A 15,921-nucleotide genomic window follows, 5' to 3' on the forward strand; every position below is an offset into this window, starting at 1 on the left:
AGAAAGACAAAGAACACCATGAACATTATTCTGACCGTGACCGGTCTCGACCACGAGGGCATTGTTGCGGCGGTGTCGACACAGCTGGCGGCACACCGGGTTAACATCACCAATATTTCCCAGACCCTCATGGACGGTTATTTCACCATGATTTTGCAGGGTAGTTTTGACGATTCCGCGCAGACTATCCAGGATATCCAGCAGGCTATGAAGGTCGTTGAGCAGGAGCAGGCGCTGAAGATCCGTATTCAGTCGGAGGCTATCTTCGACGCCATGCACACCCTCTAAGGAGCACACCGTGGTATTTGATCGCGACGCAAATATTCTCGAAACCATCCAGATGATCGAGGAGGACAGGCTCGATATTCGCACCGTCACCATGGGCATATCGCTGCTGGACTGTGCTGACTCGAACGGGGAGGTGGCGCGGCAGAAAATCTACCGGAAGATCACCGGCCGTGCGGCCCGGCTGGTTGAGGTTGCCCAGGGAATTGAGGCTGAGCTGGGTATTCCCATTATTAACAAGCGCATATCGGTGACTCCTCTGTCTCTGGTTGCCGGTGCCTCAGCAGATACTGACTACGTGGAATTTGCCCGCACCCTTGATGCTGCGGCCAAGGCGGTGGGGGTTGATTTTATCGGGGGTTTTTCCGCCCTGGTGGACAAGGGAAGTACCGGGGCCGACCGCACCCTGATGAGCTCTATTCCGCGGGCTTTGAACGAGACCGACGTGGTGTGTGCTTCGGTAAATATTGGTTCTTCGCGGGCCGGTATTAACATGTCCGCTGTGCGGCGGATGGGGGAGATTGTTCGGGAGACCGCCGAGGGGTCGGCTTCTGCCCACGGGTTTGGCTGTGCCAAACTGGTGATTTTTGCCAATGCTGTCTCCGATAACCCCTTTATGGCGGGGGCTTTTCACGGGGTGCAGGAGGCAGAGACCGTGGTGTCGGTGGGTGTTTCGGGCCCGGGCGTGGTTAAGCGGGCGCTGGAGCGAGTGCGCGGGGAATCCTTTGATTCGTGCGCGGAGGCTATCAAGAAAGCGGCTTTTAAGATCACGCGGGTGGGCCAGCTGGTGGGGACCCTTGCGGCCGAGCGGTTGGGTGTTGATTTTGGAATTATTGACCTGTCTCTGGCTCCGACTGCCGAGATCGGCGATTCTGTGGCGCGCGTGCTTGAGGAGATGGGCCTTGAGACCGTGGGCGGCCACGGCACGGTTGCGGCCCTGGCCCTGGTCAACGATGCGGTGAAGAAGGGCGGGCTGATGGCTTGCTCGCAGGTGGGAGGGTTGTCGGGGTCTTTTATTCCGGTCTCGGAAGACATCGGTATGATTGAGGCCGCCGCGGCCGGTAAGATCAGCCTGGATAAGCTTGAGGCGATGACGGCGATATGCTCGGTTGGTCTCGATATGGTGGCTATTCCCGGTGATACCCCGGCGACGACTATTGCCGCCATGATCGCCGATGAGGCGGCGATCGGGGTCATGAACCATAAAACCACCGCGGTGCGGGTAATTCCCGCTGTCGGACTGGAGGTGGGCGAGATGGTTGAGTTTGGTGGGCTTCTGGGGAGGGCTCCGGTGATGCCGGTCCACGGTGCCTCTGCCGAACTTTTCACTGCTCGCGGTGGGAGGATTCCCTCGCCGGTGCACGGCTTTCGTAACTAGAGCTAGAGCCTGCGGGATGTTTGTGGGGCGACACGGTGTGCCGGTCTGCGCAAAGAATTTTTTGGGCTTTTTTGGTTGACGGCGAATCTAATTTTCCGCGCCAGACCGGCGTGGGCCGGGCCTGCGGGGTCCGCGTAACCTCAGGGTTCAAGCGGTGGATAGACATCCTGTCGCCATAGGCACCTCCCCCTCGGGATTACTATATATAGTGTTCCCAAGAGAAAGTAGCCACAAGATGTTGTTGTCTGAAGAGAAGAAGGTTTCGTCCGCCCTCGCCGATTTGCAGCGTGGCGACTCGGCGGTCCTGCACGAAAACGCCAATAAAGACGCCACCGTGTTTAACACCCAGCGCGACCTCACCGCCGGGGCGGTGTCCAAAGATTTTGCCCTGCAACACCTGCTGCCTCGCGACGTGGCCCGGGCGCATATCAGCGGTGATATTCACTTTCATGACCTCGACTACTCGCCCTATGCGCCCATGACCAACTGCTGCCTTATCGATATCGACGGCATGCTCAAAAACGGGTTCACTATCGGCAACGCCAGGGTGGAATCTCCCAAATCCATTCAGACAGCCACCGCGCAGATCGCCCAGATCATCGCAAACGTAGCCAGCTCCCAGTACGGCGGCTGCTCGGTTGACCGCACCGACGAGATCCTCGCCCCCTACGCCGAACTCAATTTTGCCAAGCATATGAAGGATGCCCGCCGGTGGGTACCCGAAGACCGTCGCGACGAATACGCGCTAGAAAAAACCACCAAAGACATCTACGATGCCATGCAGTCTCTGGAATACGAGGTGAACACCCTCTACTCGTCGAACGGCCAGACCCCTTTCGTCACCCTGGGCTTTGGTCTGGGAACCGGCCGCTGGGAACGCGAGATCCAGAAGGCCATCTTGAAAGTGCGGCTGGCGGGCATCGGCAAGGACGGGCACACCGCCATCTTCCCCAAACTGGTGTTCGGCCTTAAACGCGGAACCAACCTGCGGGCAGAAGACCCCAACTACGATATTAAACAGCTTGCCCTGCGCTGCTCGACCAAACGCATGTATCCAGACGTTCTCAACTATGAGAAAATCGTGGAGCTCACCGGGTCCTATAAGGCACCTATGGGCTGCCGTTCTTTCTTGCAGGGGTGGACGGATGAGCAGGGCCGGGAGGTTTCCTCCGGGCGCATGAACCTGGGCGTGGTGACCATTAATCTGCCGCGGTTAGCGCTCCAGACTTCCCCGGCCCTCACCGGGGTGGACCGTGAGACCGGGCTGTCTCGTTTCTGGGAGCTGCTCGACCGCCGTATTGAGCTCGCCCGCCGGGCACTCTTTTACCGGGTGGACCGCTGCCGCCAGGCTCTGCCCGAAAATGCCCCCATACTCTACGAACACGGTGCTTTCGGGTTGAGGGCAGAGCGCGGTGAGTCGGTTGACCGTTTCTTTGAAAACGGGCGGGCCACCGTGTCTTTGGGGTATATAGGGCTCTACGAGGTGGCCGCTCTCTTTTATGGTGGTGCCTGGGAGACCAACCCCGAGGCAAAGCAGTTTACCCTTGATATTGTTGCTCGGCTCAAAGATAATTGCCGAGCCTGGTATGAGGAGACCGGTTTCTGGTTCTCGGTGTACTCCACACCTTCCGAGTCCCTAACGGATCGTTTTTGCCGCCTCGATAAAGAAAAATTTGGTGCGGTAGAAAACGTCACAGATAAGGACTATTACACCAACTCCTACCACTATGACGTGCGTAAAAAGGTAACACCTTTTGAGAAGCTCGACTTTGAAAAAGACTACCCGGTGTATGCTGCCGGCGGCTTTATTCACTACTGCGAGTACCCCAAACTCACCCACAATCCGGCAGCGCTTGAGGCTGTCTGGGACTACGCCTACGACAGGGTGGGGTATCTGGGCACCAACACGCCGATTGACCGCTGCTATGAATGCAATTTTGAGGGGGAATTTGACCCCACGGCAGACGGCTTTGCCTGCCCTGACTGCGGCAACACCAACCCCGAGACCTGCGATGTGGTGAAGCGTACCTGCGGCTACCTGGGTAATCCTGTCAAGAGGCCGATGGTGCACGGTCGGCACGAAGAGATTGCTGCCCGCGTCAAACACCTCGATGACTAGGACGCACGACGGCCCGCAGCAGCTCCCACCGGCCAGCGGGTCCTGGAATACGGCCCGACTGAGCCGTAACTTTGTGGCCGACTATAAGCCCGACGTGTTCGTTGACGGGCCCGGGGTACGCTGCTCACTGTATGTGTCGGGGTGCCCCTTTCGCTGCGCGGGTTGCTACAACGAGGCGGCCCAGTCATTCCGCTACGGGCAGCAGTATACGCGCGAGCTTGAAGACCGTATTGTGGCCGATCTGGGTAAAAGCTATATTGCCGGCCTCACTCTCCTGGGCGGGGAACCGTTCTTGAACACGGGTATTTGCCTACCCCTGGCCCGCAGGGTGCGGTCTGAGCTGCCGCAGAAGACTATCTGGGCTTGGAGCGGCTACACCTGGGAGCAGCTTTTTGCCTCGATTGCGCGCGGCAACACGGACCAGCTGGAGCTTTTACGCCTGTGCCATGTCGTGGTCGATGGCCCCTTTATCCGGTCGCGCTCTGACTCTCAGCTCGCCTTCCGCGGATCCAGTAACCAGCGCATTATTGATGTTGCGCGGTCGCTGCGCACCGGGGAACCGGTGGTGCTCACGCTAGACGAATGAGGCCATCATCGCCTCAAAGGCCAGCAGAGCACCGGCATTAGTTGAGATTCGCTGCCGGGTGAGAGCCACCGTATCCAGTCGTTTGAGGGTCTGCTCGGGGCGGGTTTGTGTTGCCTGTGCGTGCAGTTCTTCAGCCAGGTGCGCGTTCACCAGGGCGGAACCGGTATTTAGCTGTATCGTGAGCAGGTCGCGAAAAACCGTTTGAATATCAATCAGAAAACGGTCCAGCGTATCGGTTTTGATGCGCCGGGCACGGCGTTTCTGGTCTTCCTCAAGCTGCCTCAGCTGTGCCCTCATGGAGGGGGTGATCCTCTGGTTTTCGTCGATACCGAGCACGGACATCAGTTCGGTGCGTTCGTGTTCGTTGCGTTCCCGGGCATCAGCTTCTGCTTCTTCGTTGGCGATGTCGACCAGCTGCTGGGCAGCCGACATGGCCCGGGGGATAGAGTCGATACTCAGCGGCATACGAACCACGGCTTCCCTGCGGGTGCGTGCCTGCTCGGAGAGCGCTAGACGGCGGGCAACGCCCACGTGCCCCTGGGCCAGGGTGGCGCAGTGCAGAGCTAGGTCATCCGGTATACCCTCCTGCTGGCTGAGGAGCCGGGCAACCTCTGCCGGGGCCGGTACGCTCAGCAGTAGGGGCCGGCAGCGGGACCGGATGGTGACCAGCACATCAACTGGGGAGGGCGCACAGAGTAGCCAGATCGTGTGAGGCGGAGGTTCTTCGATGGCTTTGAGCAGGACGTTGGAGGTGCGCTCGGGCATACGGTCTGCGTCCTCGATAATCATGACCCTCCAGCGGCCCACCGAGGGGCGGTCCTGTGCTTTCACTACCAGGTCGCGGGCTTCGTCAATCTTGATGCTGAGGTTCTCGGTGGCAAAGTGGGTGAGGTCGGCGTGGGAGCCCCTGAGCACGGTCTGGCAGGAATGGCAGGTGCCGCAACCGCGGTTGAGGGGGTTTTCTTGCTGGCAGAGGAGCGCGGCCGCGAAAGCGAGCGCGGCGGTAGACCTCCCCGAGCCGGGCGGGCCGGTAAAGAGCCAGGCGTGGCTGGGGGTGCCGGCTGCGGCGGCACGGCGTAGTTGCTCAACCGCGCGGGGCTGGCCTATCAGGGTGTCCCACACGCTCATGCCTGTTTCTCCAGTATGTTTTCTACCGCATCGAGTATCCCGCGGTGGACCTGATCGACGGTGCCGGTGCCATCGATCAGGGCGTAGCGGTGAGACTGGTGTGCGGCTATTTCTCCGTAGGCGCGGTGAACCTTGGTGTGAAAGGAGTCCGGCTCCGCTTCTAGACGGTCTACCGTGCCGCGGGTTCCCCGGCGGTGGCGCCCCGTGTTGAGCGGGATATCCAGGAGCACGGTGAGGTCGGGGAGTAGATTGTGGGTTGCCCAGAGGTTGAGGGCGGTGACGTTGGCGATGCCGAGGCCCCGGCCGGCGCCCTGGTAGGCGGCGGAGGAGTCAATGTAACGGTCGCAGAGTACAATCTTGCCCGCTTGCAGAGCAGGGAGAATTTTTTGTTTCACGTGGGCGGCCCGCCCGGCGGCGAGTATCAGTGCCTCGGTGCGGGGGTCAAGATCAGCGTGATCGGTGGACAGCACCAGCGAACGCAGTATTTCTCCCAGCTCTGTTCCGCCGGGTTCGCGGGTGGTAAGCACCTCGTAACCATGCGCGGTGAGGGCCGTCTCCAGAAGCTGTACCTGGGTCGATTTTCCCGCGCCGTCTGCCCCCTCAAAAGCAATAAAGGAGCCGGTGAAGGTGGCGTGGGTGGGCCTGGAAACGGTGTATTTTAGCGAGTCATTCACCCCATTAGACTATCAAGCGGCGGCTGTGAGGTGTGGCCAAGACCCCCTGACCGGTGTTGGTCTGCCGCTCGCACGGGTGGGCAGGTGCGGGTAGGGTTGAGACTATGACTCCCATAGAACTTCTGAATGTTGTTGTTTTTGCGGTGCAGGGAATTTTTGCCCTGGTTCTTTTTGCCCTGTCGGTGTGGGCGCTGGTTGTTGCGCTGGGGGCAAGTGACTACGCTTACCGGAGCGCTTTTAAGCGCACCAAAACTTTCTGGGTGGCGGTCACTGGTGGGTGCACCGTGTTTTCGCTGCTGGGTTTGTCCGGCGGTGCCGGTAACCTTTTGATTCAGCTGATTATTGCGATTGTCGTGGGTGTGTTTCTTGCCGATGTGCGCCCGGCCGTGACCGTGCGTCGCTAGTGATGCGAGATGTAAACGCAACTAAACGCACAGTTAGATTCTTGAAGCGGAGGTGGTGCGCATGGTGTGCAGAGAGCCTGTGCTCGCAGATTGACTCTTAGGGAGTAGCTGACTTCAAGACTGTGATTTTTCTGCTTGCTCCACGGGGTGGGAATATCTTTGCACGTGTGATTTTTGGTGGGATAATGGGAGCTATGACATATAAACTAGTATTACTTCGTCACGGTCAGTCTGACTGGAACAAGAAGAACCTTTTCACCGGCTGGGTCGATGTGCCCCTCACCGAGCAGGGTGTTGAGGAAGCAAAGCGCGGTGGCGCGCTCTTGAAGGAACGCAACATCCTCCCCGATGTGGTACACACCTCTCTACTGCGTCGGGCCATCAACACGTCCAACTACGCCCTCGATGCCGCAGACCGCCTCTGGATCCCCGTCAAACGTAACTGGCGGCTCAACGAGCGGCACTACGGCGCCCTACAGGGCAAGAACAAGGCTGAAACCCTTGAAAAATACGGTGAAGAGCAGTTCACCACCTGGCGGCGCTCCTACGATGTCCCGCCGCCGGAAATCGATGAGGACGACGAATTTTCACAGTCGAGGGACCCCAGGTACGCTGACGTCGAGAACGCCCCCCGCACCGAGTGCCTCAAGGATGTTCTTGAGCGGATGCTGCCCTACTGGGAGTCCGAGATTAAGCCCGATTTGGCCGCCGGTAAAACGGTGCTGGTTGCGGCTCACGGTAACTCGCTGCGTGCACTGGTGAAGGAGCTTGACGGCATCTCGGACAGCGATATTGCCCAGCTGAATATTCCTACCGGTATCCCGCTCTACTACGAGCTTGATGATAATTTCAAGCCCGTCAAAGCCGGCGAGTACCTCGACCCCGAGGCAGCTGCGGCCAATATTCAGGCTGTTGCTAACCAGGGCAAAAAATAGTCTTGTGAGGAATGCAAAAAAATTCTCCGATCCCCACCGGGGTCGGAGAATTTTTTATGGTGCGCTACCGCCGGTCATACTGTGCGGGTGCTGTCTAGGTCCATTCACCGGTCACCAGGTAGGTGACCTTGCGGGCTACCGAAACCCCGTGGTCGCCGAACCGTTCAAAAAAACGGCTTGCCAGGGTCACGTCAACGGTGATCTGTGCGCTGTGGGGCCAGTTCTTGTCGTTGAGGACCGTAAAGACATCGCGGTGGAGCTGGTTGATGCGGGTTTTGGCGGCGTAGATTTTTTCGGTGTGTTCGAGTTCCCGGGTGCTGAGGAGCTGAATGAGGGAGTCGATGATCTGGGTGTCCAGGTCCACCATTTCTTCAAAGATGGCGGTCACCTGGGGCGGTACAGCGTGCTCGGGGAAGCGCATGCGAGCGATCTGGGCGATATGCCGGGCAAGGTCTCCCATGCGTTCTAACGATGAGCTCATGCGCAGTGCCGAGACGATGGCGCGTAAATCTGAGGCCACCGGCCCCTGGAGCGCCAGAATGTCGATGCAGCGTTCGTCGAGCTGGTTTTGGAGAGCATCGATGCGCTGGTCGTTGGAGATGACCTCCTCGGCGTCCTGCACATCGGCGTGGAGAAAAGAGTTGGAGGCGCGAGCCAGTGCCTCTTTTACCAGGGTGGCAATGTGCACGAGTTCTTCGCCAACCTGCTGTAGTTCTGATTGAAAGACTTTGCGCACGTGCGCGTCCTTTCTCCCTCGTAGTCGACAGTTGATAAGGCGCCGGCCGCAGCGCAGACACCTAGAGCTAGCTTGCCAAGTGAAGATGAACGAGTATTCTCCTGAGGGTAAACGTTAGCTGAATCGGCGGATCAATGTGTTTACCCGCGAGGGTGTTGGGCACAATTTATGGATATGCTGTTAGTCGTGGATCCTATCCTCCTGGTCTTAATTTCGATTCTTGTTGGGCTCTGTGTCGGCGTGGTGAGCATGTGGGCGGTTGGCAGGTCTGAGCGTGAGCGTGCCCGCTGGGCTGATGTTGAGGAGTCAGGGGTGGGCGACGGTGCCGCTGAAGTGCTGGCCGTTATTGGCCGTGCCTATCTGGTGGTTGATGCGGTGGACGGGGTGGTTCAGGCATCGCCCGGCGCGTATGCCCTGGGGCTGGTGCGGGGGCACACTGTTATCGATGATGAGCTGGTGTCTATGGTCCATCGTGCTCGCAGTCACGGGGTGATTGTCGAGCGTGAGATTCAGGTGGGGCGCGGCACGGTGGTAAAGAACAATCTGGTGCTCGATGTGCGGGTGGCTCCGGTGGGGGATGAGTATATTGTGGTGCTTGCCGATGACCGCACCGAGTTCTCCAGGGTACAGGCGGTACGCACCGATTTTGTGGCCAACGTTTCGCACGAGCTGAAGACCCCGGTGGGTGCTATCGGTTTACTCGCTGAAGCCATTGAGAGCTCGGCGGAGGACCCGGTGTCTGTTGACTATTTCTCCAGGCGGTTACAGCAGGAGGCCAAGAGACTAGGGTCTTTAATTCAGGATGTGATTGAGCTTTCTCGTTTGCAGTCGGCCGATGTGGTCAGCCAGGCGAAGCTGGTTGATGTGAACGAGCTGGTTGCGGCGGAAGTGGAGCGCAACCGCACGATGGCCGAGGGCAAGAGTATTAGTCTGCTTCTGGGCGGGAGTGCGACCCGGCCGGTACACGGGGACCCCGAGCTTTTAGGTACGGCGATCCGAAACCTTATCGAAAACGCGATTCGCTATTCACCCGAAGACACCACGGTGGGTATCGGTATCGGCGAGAAGGGTGGTAATGTGAAAATCTCGGTAAAAGACCGGGGGCCGGGTATCCCTGAAGATGAGCAGGACCGTATTTTTGAGCGGTTCTACCGGGTTGATCCCGCCAGGTCTCGGCAGACCGGGGGGACGGGTCTTGGGCTGTCCATCGTCAAACATGTGGTGGGTCAGCATAACGGTGAGATTTCACTGTGGTCTGTGGTGGGCGAAGGGTCCACCTTTACCGTGACCCTGCCCAGTGTTGATGAGGCGACGGAGCTGGATTTGCTGGCATCTGATGCTGTTGACGTTTCCGGTACCGGTGGTAGTACACCCCCTAATACCGATTCTGCGGATGCGGCCCCCACGAGGAAAGGCTCGGAGTAGTGACCAGGATTTTGGTGGTGGAAGACGAAGAATCCCTGAGCGAGCCCCTGGCATTCTTGCTGGGGCGGGAGGGCTTCGAGGTGCAGGTGTGCGATAACGGCGACGACTCGCTGGTTGAATTTGAACGCAACGGTGCTGATCTCGTGCTTCTCGATCTCATGCTGCCCGGTAAAGACGGCATGCAGGTGTGCCGGCAGTTGAGGGCGAACTCGTCGGTGCCCATCATTATGTTGACGGCCAAGGACTCTGAGATTGACAAGGTGCTGGGGCTGGAGCTGGGGGCCGATGACTACGTGACAAAGCCCTATTCGTCGCGGGAGCTGATTGCCCGGATTAGGGCGGTGCTGCGCCGCCGTGCCGAGGAGGTCGAGGGCCCCGCCGCTAACACGGTGGAGGGTGGGCCGGTACGTATGGATATTGACCGCCACGTGGTGACGGTCAACGGTAATCCTGTTGCCATGCCGCTCAAAGAGTTTGAGCTACTCGAGATACTGCTCCGCAATGCGGGGCGGGTGCTCACCCGCGCCCAGCTGATTGATCGCGTGTGGGGGTCTGACTATGTTGGGGACACAAAAACTCTTGACGTGCACGTTAAAAGGTTGAGGTCTAAGATTGAGCCCGATTCGTCCAGCCCCCGCTATGTGGTGACCGTGCGCGGGTTAGGCTATAAGTTTGAGTCCTAGTGCCGGTTTAGCGGCCCGCTGTGGCTGCCGGTGAGGCTGGCTCAAATTCGGGGGTTTCCAGGTAGCTGGGGGTGCTCTCAGCTGTCTCGGAGGCAGAGGGCAGATAGGGAGCATATTCGTCGAGGGTGCCGTCGAGTACCGGGATATTGACGGAGACAGAGTCGCCGTTGGTGCTGATCCGGGTGTCCAGAAGCATCTCACCGGGGGCAGCACCGGCCGGTGAAATGATCGTGGAGTTCGCCTCTTCCTCAAAACGGATTTCCTCACCGCTTGCCACGGTAACGGTACGGGTGCCGCCGGGGAGGTCGAAGGTTACCGTCGCGTCGGTGCTACCGCTGTTGAGCACCGTGCCGAGCAGGCGGCCATCGGAGTCTGCCGATGATGCGATCACCATGATGTTGCGCAGTTTTACGTCGCCGATGTTGGTGCTTGCCCCGTCGGAGGCGGCGTAGACGATGGTGGTGGGCTGCTGGCCGATGGCCACCGGGCCGCAGGCGGTGACGGATAGTAGGGCTGCACCGATAGCTCCGGCGGCAACCGCACGTTTGAGGGGGGTAGAAGCGGCAAACTTCACGGCTGAACTCCTTGCTGGTCACGAAGGCTTGATGCGTTGGCAGATTATTGCGTGTGTGTGCATAAACGAACGAATCAAACATTGAGAGTCATTATTTCTACAGTCTAACGGTTTATCGACGGAACGTCTGTATCGGCGGGAAGGTTTCTGGTGCGCGGGCCTTTACGCTTGCGGCTTCACACAGGGCCCCGTCCCTGACGCATGGTAGAATAAATAGGCTGAAAGGGGTTTATCCATATGCTTTTTGAGGTTGGCGAAACCGTCGTATATCCTCACCACGGTGCCGCAACGATCGAAGAAATTAAGATGCGCAAGATTCGTGGCGAAGAAAAGATGTACCTGAAACTCAAGGTTGCTCAGGGGGATCTTGTGATTGAGGTGCCCGCGGAGAACGTTGATATGGTGGGTATGCGCGATGTGGTCGACGAGCGTGGGCTCCAAGAGGTGATCGATGTTCTGCAGGCAACCGATATAGAAGAAGCATCGAACTGGTCCCGTCGTTATAAGGCTAACGTTGAAAAACTTGCTTCCGGCGATGTGCTCAAAGTTGCCGAGGTGGTGCGTGATCTGTGGCGGCGCGAAAATGACCGCGGGCTCTCTGCCGGTGAGAAGCGTATGCTGGCTAAGGCCCGGCAGATTCTTTCCTCGGAGGTTGCTCTTGCCAAAGAGATTGATGAAGAGGCGGCAGAAAAAGAGCTCGATAAAATTCTTGAAGAGGTTTAGCACCGAGAAATTGGGTAGGCTCAGTAGTCGTGATTGAGACTAACACTGTGTTGACGGGGGCGAACGATGCCGGTGCCGGGGCGCACCCATCGTTCGCCCTTATTCTTGTTGCCGCCGGTTCTGGTTCCCGGCTGGGCTACGGTAGACCTAAAGCCGAGGTGCCGGTGGCGGGTAAGGAGATTCTGCGCTGGGCCTTGGAGGGTGCCGATGCTGCGGTGCGGGCCAGTCGTATTGTCGTGACGGTGCCTGCCGGTGATAGTCTCTTGAGCGCTATCGCCGGCGAGTTTGGTGCTCTGGCGGTGACTGGCGGGGCTACCCGTGCCGATTCGGTGGCGGCAGCTCTTGCGGCGATCCCGCGGGCACCTCACCGCGGTGATGGGCCGGGGGATTCCGGGGAGGAACCCACGGCTGTGCTGGTGCACGATTGTGCCCGCTGCTTTACCCCCGGTGAGGTTTTTGAGAGCGTGCTTGCGGCTCTGGGGAGGGGAGAGCGGGCGGTGATTCCCGCGGTTTCTGTGGTTGATACGATCAAGACCGTTGATGGGAGCGACTATGTGAGCGCAACCCCGGCTCGTTCGCGGTTGCGGGCGGTGCAGACTCCGCAGGGCTTTGATTTGGCAACCCTGCTTGATGCCTACGGGCGGGCCGCCGAGAGGGGATTGGCTGAGAGCATCACCGATGATGCCATGCTTGCTGAGACTATGGGTATTCCGGTGAAGGTTGTTGCCGGTTCCGCTGATTCCTTTAAAATCACCACCCCGGTGGATGTGATGGTGGCAGAAGCTCTGTGTGGGAAGGATAGGTTGTGATGGTTCCTCGTACCGGTATCGGTGTTGATGTTCATGCGTACGGTGAGGAGGGAACTGAGCTGTGGCTGGCCGGTCTGCTGTGGCCGGGGCAGCGGGGGCTGAGCGGGCACTCTGACGGCGACGTGGTGGCGCATGCGGCCGCCGATGCCCTCTTTTCTGCTGCCGGTACCGGCGATTTGGGCTCTCATTTTGGTGTGGACAGACCTGACATGGCGGGTGCATCCGGTCTGCGGATTCTGTCTGAGGCGGCGGCTATTGTGCGGTCTTCCGGGTTTGAGGTTGGAAATATTGCGGTGCAGTTGATAGGGAATAGGCCCAGGTTCGCGCCGCGGCGGCAGGAGGCGAACCGGGTTTTGAGCCGGGCCGCGGGTGCGGCGGTGACCGTCACCGCTACCACCACCGATGGGCTGGGGCTGACCGGTCGCGGTGAGGGCGTTACCGCCGTTGCCACAGCACTGGTGTATGCGCGGGAGAGCTGACCGGCTGTGAAGAGAAAGAAGCGTGATTCGGGGCTGTAAACCGCCCAGGGGGCTTGGCTTGCCCCTAGACTGGAAGACGTGACTTTGCGTTTTTACGATACAGCTACCTCTTCCGTTCGAGACTTTGTGCCCGTGTATGAGGGCGAAGCCCGCCTCTACTATTGCGGTGCCACCGTGCAGGGTGCCCCTCATATTGGGCATGTGCGCTCAGCGCTGGTGTTTGACCAGCTGTCGCGCTGGTTGAGCTACCGGGGTTTCAGGGTAACCACGGTTCGCAACGTCACCGATATTGACGACAAGATTCTTACCAATTCGGCCCGGTCATTTGAGCCGAGCTTTGAGGGTGAATATCCGCGGGAGCCGTGGTGGGCTCTCGCCTACCGTTTTGAGAAGGTTTTTAACGGGGCGTACGAGGCCCTGGGTATTGCTCCACCCACCTATGAGCCGCGTGCAACCGGTCATATTCCCGAGATGCAGGCGCTGATTCAGCGGCTGATTGACCGTGGCCACGCCTACCCGGCGCTTGATGGTTCGGGTGATGTTTACTTTGATGTGCGGTCTTGGGCGGACTACGGTGCTTTAACCCATCAGAGTGTCGATGACATGAAAGATGCTGAGGACGCTGATCCTCGCGGTAAGCGGGATCCCCGTGATTTTGCCCTGTGGAAGGGCAGTAAAGAGGGGGAGCCGGCCACAGCGGCCTGGCCATCTCCCTGGGGTTCGGGGCGTCCGGGGTGGCATCTTGAGTGCTCGGCGATGGCGGGCAAGTATCTGGGGGAGAGCTTCGATATTCATGGTGGGGGCCTTGATCTTCGGTTCCCCCACCACGAAAATGAGCTGGCACAGTCGGCGGCGGCGGGGTACGGGTTTGCTCGTTTTTGGCTCCATAACGGACTGGTGACCTACGGGGGTGAGAAGATGTCTAAGTCTCTTGGTAACACGGTCTCACCCGCCCAGATGTTGGAGCAGGCGCGGCCTCTGGTGGTTCGTTATTATCTGGGGCAGGCTCACTACAGGTCGGTACTGGACTACCGTCCCACCTCTTTGGAGGAGGCGCGGGTGGCCGTTGAAAGGGTGGAGACTTTTTTGCGCGACAACCTTGAGGTCATCGATGGGAAGACCCTGGTGCCGGCAGAATTTGCCGATGCTATGGACGATGACCTCAATATTCCCCGTGCCCTGGCTGTGCTTCACGAGCACACTCGTGCGGGTAATGCGGCGCAGGCTGGAAGTAAAAATGCTGCGGAGTTCGCACAGTCTGTGTACGCTATGGCGGATGTTCTGGGTCTTGTGCAGCTGATGGATCTGGCTAGCGGGGGCAGGGCCGAAGGCGAGCGGGCTGCCCTTGACTCGCTTGTGCAGTCTATGCTGGAGCAGCGGGCTCGGGCGCGTGAACAGAAAGACTGGGCTGTAGCCGATCAAATTCGTGACTCCCTTGCGGCGGCGGGTATTAGCATCAAAGACGGTGTTGCCGGTTCGTCGTGGTCTCTGGATTAGAGTTATCGGGTGAGATGGTTGGGGCCCGTTCTGTGAGTGAGCTAGGCTGTCTAGGGTTCAAATTTTTGGGTGGACTGTGATCCGCTGACAAGGAGAAGAGGTAAGTGCATGGCAAAGGCAGGGCGCCGTCCCGGTGCTGTTAAGACTAAGAAGGGCCCCACGAAAGGTTCTGGGGGTAAGGGTCGTAGGGCCCTTGAGGGTAAGGGGCCAACTCCTAAGGCTGAGGACCGTCCTTATCATAAGGCCTATAAGATGAAGCGCGCCGCGGAGCGGAGGCAGGCGGGCAGGCATCCCCGCAGCTATCAGCCGCGCCTGGGCGGTAAGCGTACAAGTGAGGAGCTGGTGACCGGACGCAATGCGATCTTGGAGGCGCTGAAGACCGATATTCCGGCCAAGCATCTTTATGTGATGAGCCGTATTGAGGCCGATGAGCGGGTACGGGAGATTATGGTTCTCGCCCAGAAGTTTGAGCTTCCCATGCTTGAGATTTCTCGTGGTGAGCTTGATCGGCTCACCGAGGGCGCGGTGCATCAGGGTCTTGCTTTGCAGATTCCGCGCTACACCTACCTCGATGCCGACGATCTTATCGTGTCGGTGGGTAGGAGAAACGGGGAGGGGAAGGTTACTAGTCCGCCGCTCTTTGTTGTGCTTGACGGTATTACCGACCCCCGTAATCTGGGTGCAATTATCCGCAGTGTTTCTGCTTTTAGCGGTGACGGTGTGATTATTCCTGAGCGGCGTTCGGCTGCTGTTACCGCTTCGGCCTGGAAGACCTCGGCCGGTGCCGCAGCGCGTGTTCCGGTGGCTATGGCCACCAATCTCACCAGGGTGATTCAGCGGGCTAAGAGTTCCGGTTTTTTTGTGGTGGGGTTGGATGGTGGAGGAGATGTTGCTCTGCCGCAGCTTGCCCTGGCTACGGAACCGCTGCTGCTAGTTGTGGGTTCGGAGGGTAAGGGGCTCTCACGGTTGGTGGCTGAAAACTGCGATCAGATTGTTTCGATTCCGATTGATTCTGCTATGGAGTCGCTTAATGCTGCGACGGCCGTGGGTATTGCTCTCTACGAGGTGTCGCGCCGGCGGGCAGGGGGTGCTGGCCTGGTCGACTAGGCGGCGTCCTGCTGTGTTCGGGGGTGCTTAAAAAGTTTTTCCAAAAAATTTTGACCGCAAAATATGCCTCTGACTAGCGCAAACTCTGGAATGACAAAAGTGTAAGTCACTCAGAACACGCTTTTGCGAGTTGCATGGGTGTGGGAGGGTGCGTATAGTTATATGAGTCGTCGCGGCCGGTGCTCAAGGTCTGGTGCCTTCCGATGTGACCTATTGAGAGATGGGTTATCTGGAGTATGCGGATTTTGGTGGTCGCGATATTGAGACGGCCTTTTTCTTTCACTCTTATTTTATTGTGGTGAGAGGTGGGGTCTGTTGTTTGAGAACTCAATAGTGTGCTTTGTTTGATGGAATATGCGCAGGCTGGTGGTTTCTTGCG

The 15,921-nt window shown here is 58.8% G+C and carries 17 protein-coding genes; 13 read left to right on the top strand and 4 right to left on the bottom strand.

All coding sequences use genetic code 11. The features are described 5' to 3' along the window. Positions 1-18: 18 nt before the first annotated feature. From ACS1BR_RS05195 to nrdG, 4 genes are all read left to right on the top strand, one after another. The gene (locus tag ACS1BR_RS05195; protein ID WP_463560729.1) at positions 19-288 is read left to right on the top strand and encodes an ACT domain-containing protein; all 270 of its coding nucleotides are present in this window, start codon (positions 19-21) and stop codon (positions 286-288) included. Positions 289-298: 10 nt separating this feature from the next. After that, the gene (locus tag ACS1BR_RS05200) at positions 299-1,663 is read left to right on the top strand and encodes a DUF711 family protein (RefSeq protein WP_463560731.1); all 1,365 of its coding nucleotides are present in this window, start codon (positions 299-301) and stop codon (positions 1,661-1,663) included. A gap of 235 nt (positions 1,664-1,898) precedes the next feature. Further along, positions 1,899-3,782 (top strand): anaerobic ribonucleoside-triphosphate reductase, encoded by a 1,884-nt coding sequence (nrdD, locus tag ACS1BR_RS05205; protein WP_463560732.1) that lies wholly within the window; start codon positions 1,899-1,901, stop codon positions 3,780-3,782. Further along, entirely contained in the window at positions 3,775-4,368 is a 594-nt protein-coding gene (gene nrdG, locus ACS1BR_RS05210; RefSeq protein WP_463560734.1) for an anaerobic ribonucleoside-triphosphate reductase activating protein, read from the top strand. Before nrdD ends, nrdG begins: the two co-directional genes overlap by 8 nt. Here nrdG and ACS1BR_RS05215 read toward each other — a convergent pair. Together ACS1BR_RS05215 and tmk are read right to left on the bottom strand one after the other, a co-directional pair. After that, positions 4,357-5,496: a DNA polymerase III subunit delta' gene (locus ACS1BR_RS05215; protein ID WP_463560736.1), complete on the bottom strand. Its 1,140-nt coding sequence runs from the start codon at positions 5,494-5,496 to the stop codon at positions 4,357-4,359. The genes nrdG and ACS1BR_RS05215 overlap by 12 nt on opposite strands. Continuing rightward, positions 5,493-6,170, bottom strand: coding sequence for a dTMP kinase (gene tmk, locus ACS1BR_RS05220; protein WP_463560738.1), 678 nt, complete (start codon positions 6,168-6,170; stop codon positions 5,493-5,495). Before tmk ends, ACS1BR_RS05215 begins: the two co-directional genes overlap by 4 nt. 104 nt (positions 6,171-6,274) lie before the next feature. On the opposite strand from tmk, the gene ACS1BR_RS05225 reads away from it, so the two are divergent. Together ACS1BR_RS05225 and ACS1BR_RS05230 are read left to right on the top strand one after the other, a co-directional pair. Then, positions 6,275-6,574, top strand: coding sequence for a DUF2516 family protein (locus ACS1BR_RS05225; RefSeq protein ID WP_463560740.1), 300 nt, complete (start codon positions 6,275-6,277; stop codon positions 6,572-6,574). Between the two features lie 194 nt (positions 6,575-6,768). Continuing rightward, on the top strand, positions 6,769-7,509 hold the full coding sequence (locus ACS1BR_RS05230) for a phosphoglyceromutase (RefSeq protein WP_463560741.1): 741 nt from the start codon (positions 6,769-6,771) through the stop codon (positions 7,507-7,509). A 94-nt stretch (positions 7,510-7,603) separates the two neighbouring features. Here the strand turns inward: ACS1BR_RS05230 and phoU are convergent, their stop codons facing one another. After that, positions 7,604-8,245 carry a phosphate signaling complex protein PhoU gene (gene phoU / locus ACS1BR_RS05235; RefSeq protein WP_463560743.1) on the bottom strand — a complete coding sequence of 214 codons (642 nt, stop codon included), beginning with the start codon at positions 8,243-8,245 and terminating at the stop codon, positions 7,604-7,606. A 174-nt stretch (positions 8,246-8,419) separates the two neighbouring features. Between phoU and ACS1BR_RS05240 the strand changes: the two genes are divergently transcribed. After that, complete coding sequence (locus ACS1BR_RS05240; RefSeq protein ID WP_463560744.1) at positions 8,420-9,670, top strand: sensor histidine kinase; 1,251 nt, start codon at positions 8,420-8,422, stop codon at positions 9,668-9,670. Beyond that, the gene (locus tag ACS1BR_RS05245; RefSeq protein WP_463560746.1) at positions 9,670-10,353 is read left to right on the top strand and encodes a winged helix-turn-helix domain-containing protein; all 684 of its coding nucleotides are present in this window, start codon (positions 9,670-9,672) and stop codon (positions 10,351-10,353) included. The genes ACS1BR_RS05240 and ACS1BR_RS05245 overlap by 1 nt, the downstream gene beginning before the upstream one ends. Before the next feature lie 7 nt (positions 10,354-10,360). Here ACS1BR_RS05245 and ACS1BR_RS05250 read toward each other — a convergent pair whose 3' ends face one another. Next, positions 10,361-10,927, bottom strand: a complete 567-nt coding sequence (locus ACS1BR_RS05250) for a hypothetical protein (RefSeq protein WP_463560748.1) — start codon at positions 10,925-10,927, stop codon at positions 10,361-10,363. A gap of 237 nt (positions 10,928-11,164) precedes the next feature. Here ACS1BR_RS05250 and ACS1BR_RS05255 point away from each other — a divergent pair, with 237 nt between their 5' ends. The 5 genes from ACS1BR_RS05255 (at position 11,165) to rlmB (ending at position 15,542) form a co-directional block, all read left to right on the top strand. After that, positions 11,165-11,650, top strand: coding sequence for a CarD family transcriptional regulator (locus ACS1BR_RS05255; RefSeq protein ID WP_463560749.1), 486 nt, complete (start codon positions 11,165-11,167; stop codon positions 11,648-11,650). A gap of 29 nt (positions 11,651-11,679) precedes the next feature. Further along, the gene (gene ispD, locus ACS1BR_RS05260) at positions 11,680-12,459 is read left to right on the top strand and encodes a 2-C-methyl-D-erythritol 4-phosphate cytidylyltransferase (RefSeq protein ID WP_463560751.1); all 780 of its coding nucleotides are present in this window, start codon (positions 11,680-11,682) and stop codon (positions 12,457-12,459) included. After that, positions 12,459-12,938 (top strand): 2-C-methyl-D-erythritol 2,4-cyclodiphosphate synthase, encoded by a 480-nt coding sequence (gene ispF, locus ACS1BR_RS05265; RefSeq protein WP_463560765.1) that lies wholly within the window; start codon positions 12,459-12,461, stop codon positions 12,936-12,938. Before ispD ends, ispF begins: the two co-directional genes overlap by 1 nt. Before the next feature lie 78 nt (positions 12,939-13,016). Next, a complete protein-coding gene (cysS, locus tag ACS1BR_RS05270; RefSeq protein WP_463560753.1) occupies positions 13,017-14,435 on the top strand; it encodes a cysteine--tRNA ligase in 1,419 nt (472 codons plus the stop codon). 108 nt (positions 14,436-14,543) lie between these two features. Beyond that, the gene (gene rlmB, locus ACS1BR_RS05275; protein ID WP_463560754.1) at positions 14,544-15,542 is read left to right on the top strand and encodes a 23S rRNA (guanosine(2251)-2'-O)-methyltransferase RlmB; all 999 of its coding nucleotides are present in this window, start codon (positions 14,544-14,546) and stop codon (positions 15,540-15,542) included. The last annotated feature ends 379 nt before the right edge of the window (positions 15,543-15,921 follow it).

This window comes from Rothia sp. 18CD1-1 (assembly GCF_055285355.1).